This is a genomic window from Mesorhizobium sp. M7A.F.Ca.CA.002.09.1.1 (assembly GCF_003998555.1).
Lineage (GTDB): Bacteria > Pseudomonadota > Alphaproteobacteria > Rhizobiales > Rhizobiaceae > Mesorhizobium > Mesorhizobium ciceri.
This window is the reverse complement of sequence record NZ_RZRR01000214.1, coordinates 1-7,094: the sequence shown is the minus strand read 5'-3', so window position 1 is coordinate 7,094 and position 7,094 is coordinate 1. Positions and strand designations below refer to the sequence as shown.

Annotated in this window: 10 protein-coding genes; 6 read left to right on the top strand and 4 right to left on the bottom strand. The window is 63.6% G+C overall.

What is annotated here, in order from left to right; genetic code table 11:
* The coding region (locus tag EN994_RS12090) for an aldo/keto reductase family oxidoreductase (protein WP_164745884.1) at positions 1–788 on the bottom strand (788 nt) is incomplete at its 3' end.
* 90 nt (positions 789–878) lie between these two features.
* Between EN994_RS12090 and EN994_RS12085 the strand changes: the two genes are divergently transcribed.
* Entirely contained in the window at positions 879–1,778 is a 900-nt protein-coding gene (locus tag EN994_RS12085) for a LysR family transcriptional regulator (protein WP_013532207.1), read from the top strand.
* 193 nt (positions 1,779–1,971) lie between these two features.
* Here the strand turns inward: EN994_RS12085 and rpsI are convergent, their stop codons facing one another.
* From rpsI to EN994_RS12070, 3 genes are all read right to left on the bottom strand, one after another.
* Positions 1,972–2,454 (bottom strand): 30S ribosomal protein S9, encoded by a 483-nt coding sequence (gene rpsI / locus EN994_RS12080; RefSeq protein ID WP_023810272.1) that lies wholly within the window; start codon positions 2,452–2,454, stop codon positions 1,972–1,974.
* Between the two features lies 1 nt (position 2,455).
* Positions 2,456–2,920 (bottom strand): 50S ribosomal protein L13, encoded by a 465-nt coding sequence (rplM, locus tag EN994_RS12075; protein ID WP_013532205.1) that lies wholly within the window; start codon positions 2,918–2,920, stop codon positions 2,456–2,458.
* Positions 2,921–3,135: 215 nt separating this feature from the next.
* Entirely contained in the window at positions 3,136–3,600 is a 465-nt protein-coding gene (locus tag EN994_RS12070; protein WP_063167783.1) for a PaaI family thioesterase, read from the bottom strand.
* A gap of 154 nt (positions 3,601–3,754) precedes the next feature.
* Here EN994_RS12070 and EN994_RS12065 point away from each other — a divergent pair, with 154 nt between their 5' ends.
* The 5 genes from EN994_RS12065 to EN994_RS12045 are packed head-to-tail and all read left to right on the top strand — an operon-like array spanning position 3,755 to position 7,060.
* The gene (locus EN994_RS12065) at positions 3,755–4,576 is read left to right on the top strand and encodes an enoyl-CoA hydratase (RefSeq protein ID WP_063167784.1); all 822 of its coding nucleotides are present in this window, start codon (positions 3,755–3,757) and stop codon (positions 4,574–4,576) included.
* A 10-nt stretch (positions 4,577–4,586) separates the two neighbouring features.
* Positions 4,587–5,009, top strand: coding sequence for a VOC family protein (locus EN994_RS12060; protein ID WP_013532202.1), 423 nt, complete (start codon positions 4,587–4,589; stop codon positions 5,007–5,009).
* The gene (locus EN994_RS12055; RefSeq protein ID WP_063167785.1) at positions 5,009–5,791 is read left to right on the top strand and encodes an AAA family ATPase; all 783 of its coding nucleotides are present in this window, start codon (positions 5,009–5,011) and stop codon (positions 5,789–5,791) included. Before EN994_RS12060 ends, EN994_RS12055 begins: the two co-directional genes overlap by 1 nt.
* Positions 5,788–6,552 carry a GNAT family N-acetyltransferase gene (locus EN994_RS12050; protein WP_063167786.1) on the top strand — a complete coding sequence of 255 codons (765 nt, stop codon included), beginning with the start codon at positions 5,788–5,790 and terminating at the stop codon, positions 6,550–6,552. The genes EN994_RS12055 and EN994_RS12050 overlap by 4 nt, the downstream gene beginning before the upstream one ends.
* Positions 6,539–7,060, top strand: coding sequence for a CoA-binding protein (locus tag EN994_RS12045; protein ID WP_024504599.1), 522 nt, complete (start codon positions 6,539–6,541; stop codon positions 7,058–7,060). Before EN994_RS12050 ends, EN994_RS12045 begins: the two co-directional genes overlap by 14 nt.
* Positions 7,061–7,094 lie beyond the last annotated feature (34 nt).

Genomic DNA, 7,094 nt, shown 5'->3' with positions numbered 1-7,094 from the left:
GTGCCGGGGATCAGCAGGATGTTGGGCGCGCGGCGCAGCAGCCAGGCGAGCGCGACCTGCATTGGCGTGGCGCCGAGGCGCGCCGCGATTTCCGACAGGGTGGAGGATTGCAGCGGGTTGAAGCCGCCGAGCGGGAAGAACGGCACATAGGCGATGCCATCGCGGGCAAGATCGTCGATCAGGGCATCGTCGCCGCGATGCGCCAGATTGTACTGGTTCTGCACGCAGACGATCTCGGCGATCCCCCGTCCTTGCGCGATCTGCGCCGGCGTCACGTTGCTCAGCCCGATGTGCCTGACCAGACCCTGTTGTTGGAGCTCGGCCAGCACGGTAAGCGGCGCTTCGATCGATCCTTCGGCGGGGCCATGGGTATCGAACATGATGCGTAGGTTGACGACGTCGAGCACCTCGAGCCCGAGATTGCTGAGATTGTCGTGTACCGCCTGGGTGAGCGCTTCCGCGGAAAAGGCCGGCAGCCACGATCCATCCGCGCCGCGCCGGGCACCGATCTTGGTGACGATGACGAGATCTTGGGGGTAGGGCGCCAGCGCCTCGCGGATCAGCCGGTTGGTGACGTGCGGACCGTAGAAGTCGCTGGTATCGATATGGTCGACGCCTTGCGCAATCGCCTCGCGCAGCACGGCCAATGCCGCGTCATGATCCTTGGGCGGCCCGAACACGCCGGGTCCCGCGAGTTGCATGGCACCGTAGCCGAGCCGCTTCACGGTGCGGCTGCCAAGCTTGAAGGTGGCGGGGGCGAAGGTGCCGGATTGTTGGATGTTGGACATGATTGATCTCCTTGAGGAGGCAGAGATAGGCGCTGCCCAACCTCGTGATAATCCGGTACAATCCACACAGGCCGTGCGGAATGGCGAACAATGATGGACCTCAGCGATCTGAATGCTTTCGTGGCGGTGGCGCGCGCCGGCGGCTTTCGCGACGGCGCGCGTGCGAGCGGCGGCAGCGCCTCCGGCCTGAGTGAGGCGGTGCGTCGCCTGGAAGTGCAGCTCGGTGTCAGGCTGTTCAACCGCACGACGCGCAGCGTTGTCCCGACCGAGGCGGGCCTCAGCCTTCTGGAGCGGCTCGGCCCGGCGCTGTCGGAGGTGGAGGCGGCGCTGGACGTGGTGAACGGCTTTCGCGACAGGCCGGCTGGCTCGTTGCGTCTCAACGTGCCGGTCAGTGCTGCGCGGCTGATATTGCCCGATATCGTGCCGGGTTTCCTCGCCGCCTATCCCGGTATCCGGCTGGAGGTGATCGCCGACGAGAACTTCGTCGACGTGCTGGCGGCCGGCTGCGATGCCGGCATCCGCTATGACGAGCGGCTGGAGCAGGACATGATCGCGGTGCCGATCGGACCGCGCGTGCAGCGTTTCGCCACGGCCGCCAGCCCTGCCTATCTTGATCGCCATGGCCGCCCGCAACACCCGAGCGACCTGCTTGGCCACTCCTGCGTGCGTGGGCGCTTTGCCAGCGGTGCGATGCTGCCCTGGGAATTCGAGCGAGACGGCGAGGTGGTGCGGGTCGATCCGACAGGCCCCTTGATCGTGCGGATCGGCGGGGCGACGGATCTTGCCGTCGACGCGGCTATTGCCGGCACCGGCATCATCGGCCTCTTCGAGGGCTGGCTGCGCCCTTACTTCGACAGCGGCGCTCTTGAGCCCGTGCTCGAACCGTGGTGGCAGAGTTTTCCCGGACCGTTTCTCTATTATCCCGGCCGGCGCCTGGTTCCGGCCCCGCTGCGGGCGTTCATCGACTATATCAAGGGCGGCAAGGCCTGACCTGTTTCCGGCGCCGTCACCCCACCCGGCGCTCCGCGCCGACCTTCCCATTGAGGGGAGGTAGGGCGCCGCGCTCTTCTAGCTCCCCTTGATGGGAAGGTCGCGCCGTAGGCGTGGGTGGGGTGACTGCCGAGCCGCAAACAAAAAGGCCGCCCGGAGGCGGCCTTTTCGATTGTCTGAAGCTGCGAAGTGCTTAGCGCTTGGAAAACTGGAAGCTACGACGGGCCTTGGCCTTGCCGTACTTCTTGCGCTCGACGACGCGGCTGTCGCGGGTCAGGAAGCCGCCCTTCTTGAGCACGGCGCGCAGCGTCGGCTCGTAGTAGGTCAGCGCCTTGGAGATGCCGTGACGCACGGCGCCAGCCTGGCCGGAGAGACCGCCGCCGACGACTGTCGCGACGATGTCGTACTGGCCGGCGCGGTTGGAGGCGATGATCGGCTGGTTGAGGATCATCTGCAGGACCGGACGCGCGAAATAGGTCGCGAATTCCTTGTCGTTGACGATGATCTTGCCGGAACCCGGCTTCACCCAGACGCGCGCAATGGCGTTCTTGCGCTTGCCGGTGGCATAGGCGCGGCCCGACTTGTCGAGCTTCTGGACGTGGACGGGGGCCGCCGGCTGGGTATTGGTGTTGCCGGTGGCGGCGCCCAGTTCTGCGAGCGAGGAAAGCTCAGCCATCTTATGCGACCTTCTTGTTCTTGGCGTTCAGCTTGGCCACGTCGAGCACGACGGGCTGCTGGGCGACATGCGGATGCTCGGCGCCTGCATAGACGCGCAGGTTCTTCATCTGGCGACGGCCGAGCGGGCCACGCGGGACCATGCGCTCAACGGCCTTCTCGACGACACGCTCGGGGAAACGACCCTCGAGCAGCTGGCGCGCGGTGCGCTCCTTGATGCCGCCTGGGTGGCCGGTGTGCCAGTAATAGACCTTGTCGGTGAATTTCTTGCCGGTGAACACCACCTTGTCGGCATTGATGACGATGACGTTGTCGCCGTCGTCGACGTGCGGGGTGAAGGTCGGCTTGTGCTTGCCGCGGAGATGATTGGCGATGACAGTGGCCAGACGACCGACGACGAGACCTTCGGCGTCGATCAGGATCCACTTCTTCACCACATCCGCAGGCTTCTGCGAAAAGGTTGTCATGTTTTCTGCTCTCGGTTCTGACCTTCATAAGAGAAGGCGTTTCTTGTTGCTTGGATTGGCGAAAGGCGCTTGCCCGCCGCCAATAACAAAACGGCGGCCTTTGCGGGCCGCTGCTTCGTGGAGGCTTATAGGCGAGGGTGGTGACCGCGTCAAGGCGAACGAAAAGGTAGATATCAGGTAAAATGTAGCAAAAACAATAACTTGAACAAAAGGTATTATTTTACCACATCACCATTCCGCTTCGGCGGGATCGAATAGGTGCCGATGGCATGCGCCACCGTGTGTCCGTCTGGGCCGGCAACGATGTCGATGTCGAACACCATCAGGCTCTTTCCCAGCTTCAGGATGCGGCAATGGCCGTCGATCGGTCCTGCCTCGGCCTTGCGCACGAAATTGATGTCGAGGTTGACGGTGACCGAAAGCGCATCCGGCCCGGCATGGCTGAGCACGCAGACGTAGCCGCCAATGTCGGCCAGCGTGAACAGCGAGGGGCCGGACACCGTGCCGCCGGGACGCAAATGCCGTTCGCCGGCGTTGAGCCGCACGGTGCAGCCGCCCGGGAACACGTCGATCGCCTCGAAATATTTGAACTGCTCATTGAGCTGCGGATAGACGGTTTCCATCAGCGCATTGACTTGTTGCGCGGTCAGCACGGGCTTGAGGTTGGTCTGGGCGGGCATGTCTTGGTCTCTCGCTTTGCGCCAGGCCTGTATGAGCGCAGCGCGGCATTTCTGACAACCTTCGTCCCCTGGCGCAAGCGATCGGTGTTGGACGAAACCTGATCCGGTATTAGATAGTCTGGCAGCCCCAGCGGAATCGCGGAGAACCCTATCCATGGCCGAAATCCTTGCCATCAAGCCTGCCGCCGTTGAGGGTCCGGTGGTTGCACAACTGGACAAGGGCGTGCTGCGCCTCACACTCGCCAATCCGCCTGCCAACGCGCTGTCGCTGGCGGTGATGGCGGCGCTGACGGCCGAACTCGAGCGCGCCAGGGCCGACAAGGCCGTTCGCGTCATCGTCTTGTCGGCTGCCGGCAAGGTGTTCTGCGCCGGCCATGATCTCAAGGAAATGACCGCGCGCCGCACTGACGCCGATCATGGCAAGGCCTTTTTCGCAGAGACGTTTGCCGCTTGTGCGACGCTGATGCAGGCGATCGTGCGTCATCCAGTGCCTGTCATCGCCGAGGTTGACGGCCTGGCCACCGCCGCCGGGCTGCAACTGGTCGCCAGCTGCGACCTGGCGATCGCTTCGCATGAGGCGACCTTCTGTACGCCGGGTGTCAACATCGGCCTGTTCTGCTCGACGCCGATGGTGGCGCTGTCGCGCAACGTCTCGCGCAAGCATGCGATGGAGATGCTGTTGACCGGCGAGACCATTGATGCGGCAACCGCCAAGGAATTCGGCCTGGTCAACCGCGTCGTGCCGCGTGAATACCTGAATCAGATCGTCACCAAATACGCGCAAACCATTGCTTCCAAATCATCTTTGGTGGTCAAGACGGGCAAGGAGGCGTTTTACTCGCAGGCCGAAATGGGGCTGGCGGATGCTTACACCTATACCGGCCGGATCATGGTCGAAAACATGCTCGCGCGCGACGCCGAGGAAGGCATCGGCGCCTTCATCGGCAAGCGCAAGCCGGAATGGACGGACGAATAGGAGCAGCACCATGGAGCCGCGAATCTCTATCGTTACCATCGCCACCGATGATCTGGACCGCGCGGTGCGCTTTTACGAGGCTATGGGCTTGAAGCGGCATGCCGGTATCACCGACGGTGTCGCCTTCTTCCAGATGGGCGGCGTCATTCTTGGTCTGTTCCCACGTGCCAGCGCAGAAGAGGATTCCGGCATCGCCTTCGCCGCGGCGCCATCGGCGGTCTACCTCGCCTACAACACCCGCTCCGACGCCGAAGTCGACGACGTGCTCGCCAGGGCGGAAAAAGCCGGCGGCCGCATCGTCAAGCCGGCCGGCCGCGCCTTCTGGGGCGGCTGGTACGGCTACTTCGCCGACGCCGACGGGCATGTCTGGGAAGTGGCGCACAATCCGGCCTTTCCGATCGCGGAAGACGGCACGATTTCGCTACCTGGCTGATGGCCCATCGCAAGCAGCTGACGCGGCTCAAGGCTCCCTATCTGAAGCGCATCCTGCTCGATGCCGTGCGGGTCGAGGATTGGGAAAAATATCCATGGAACCTGCCGCTGTTTCGCGGCCACGACTTCGAACTCGAATTCACCACGCCGATCACCATCATCGTCGGCGAGAACGGCACCGGCAAATCGACGCTGCTCGAGGCGATCGGTGCGCTGGCCGGCTATGACGAAGCCGGTGGCGGCAAGGGATATAGGCCGGTCGACCATTCCAGCGCCATCGACAAGAGTGGTGCCGCGCTGGCCAACGCATTCCGCGGTCACTGGCTGCCGAAAGTCACCGCCGGCTGGTTTTTTCGCGCCGAATCCTTCTACTCCGTGGCCCGATATCTCGATCAGGCGGCACTGGAAGACCCTTTTAGGCCCCCGCCGCCGGACTTCCTGTCCTGGTCGCATGGCGAGGGCTTTATCCGTTTTTTCGAGGAGCGCTGCCGCAGGCAAGGCATCTACATCCTCGACGAACCCGAAAGCGCACTGTCGCCGACGCGACAGATCGAGCTGCTCAAGATGCTGCGGCGCATGGACCAGTCGGGCACCGCGCAAGTGATCATGGCGACGCATTCGCCGCTGCTGATGGCTTGTCCTGGCGCGCGGCTGTTCCGCATCAGCCGGTTCGGGCTCGATCCCACGGATTTCAGCGATACCGATCATTTTCGCATGATGCGCGACTTCTGCACCGATCCGCAGGCCTTTATGGAGGAAGCGCTGCGGGAGGATGACGCGTGAGCGCCGGCGATGATGACCTCAACTGGCGCGTCGAGCAGGCGTGCCGCGAAGGCTGGCCGGCGGCGACCGAGACGTTGGTTGATGGCTGGCTTCTGCGGCGATCGGGCGGACGGATCCGGCGTACCAATTCGGCCAATCCCTTGCGCGGCGAGCGTGGCGCGCCCGACAAAGTGATCGACGCCGCAGAGTCCTTCTACGTCGGCCACGGTCAGGCGCCGATGTTCCGAGTGCCTGATATCGCCGCCGAGCTCGAAACCGCACTCGACCATCGCGGCTACCAGCCGGAAGGCGGGACGATCCATCTCCATGCCGGGATCGGCGATCTGGCTGAAGTCCGCGACGAGCGGGTCGCTGTTTCGCCTGTGCCAGGCGAAGACTGGCTCGCGGCGCGCTTCCGCATGGAGGCTTATGACGACATCGATCGCCGCGTCTTTCGCGAGATGACCGGACTGATCGTCGGCGACCGGGCGTTCGTGTCCTGTACACGAGACAGCGAAATTGCCGCCTTGGCCTATGGCGTCATCCGCAATGGGCTGCTTGTGGTGGAATCGGTTGAAACCGACGGCCGTTTCAGGCAGCAAGGCCTGGGCCGCAAGACGGTGGGCGTCCTGATCGACTGGGCACGACAAACGGGTGCGTCAGCTGCATGCCTGCAGGTGGTGGCCGACAACACGCCGGCTCGCGCCCTCTACGCCTCGCTTGGGTTCAGCCGTGAACTTTACCGATACCACTACCGCAGGAAGCCGCATGAACCACGATAGCTACGACAACACTTACATTGCCGGCATCCTCAATTCGGTGAAGACCATCGCCATGGTCGGCGCGTCCGCCAATGATGTGCGGCCAAGCTATTTCGTGCTGAAATATCTGCTGGCCAAGGGATTTTCGGTGTTTCCGATCAATCCTGGCCAGGCCGGCAAGGAGATCCTCGGCCGGATGACCTATGCGAGGCTCGCCGATATTCCGGAGCCGATCGACATGGTCGACATCTTTCGCGCGCCGGCGGCGGTGCCCGGCATCGTCGACGAGGCGTTGCGGCTCGATCCCTTGCCGAAAGTGATCTGGATGCAGCTTGGCGTGCGCCATGACGAAGCAGCCGCGCGCGCCGAGGCCGCCGGCATCAAGGTGGTGATGAACCGCTGCCCCAAGATCGAATATGGCAAGCTGTCCGGCGAGATCGGTTGGACCGGCGTCAATTCCGGCGTGCTGTCGTCGAAGAAGCCGCTGATGCGGTCGGGATTCCAGAGTTTTGGCGTGCGGCAGAAGTAGTGCACGTCGCTCAAAAGTGCGCAGCGGTTTTGGG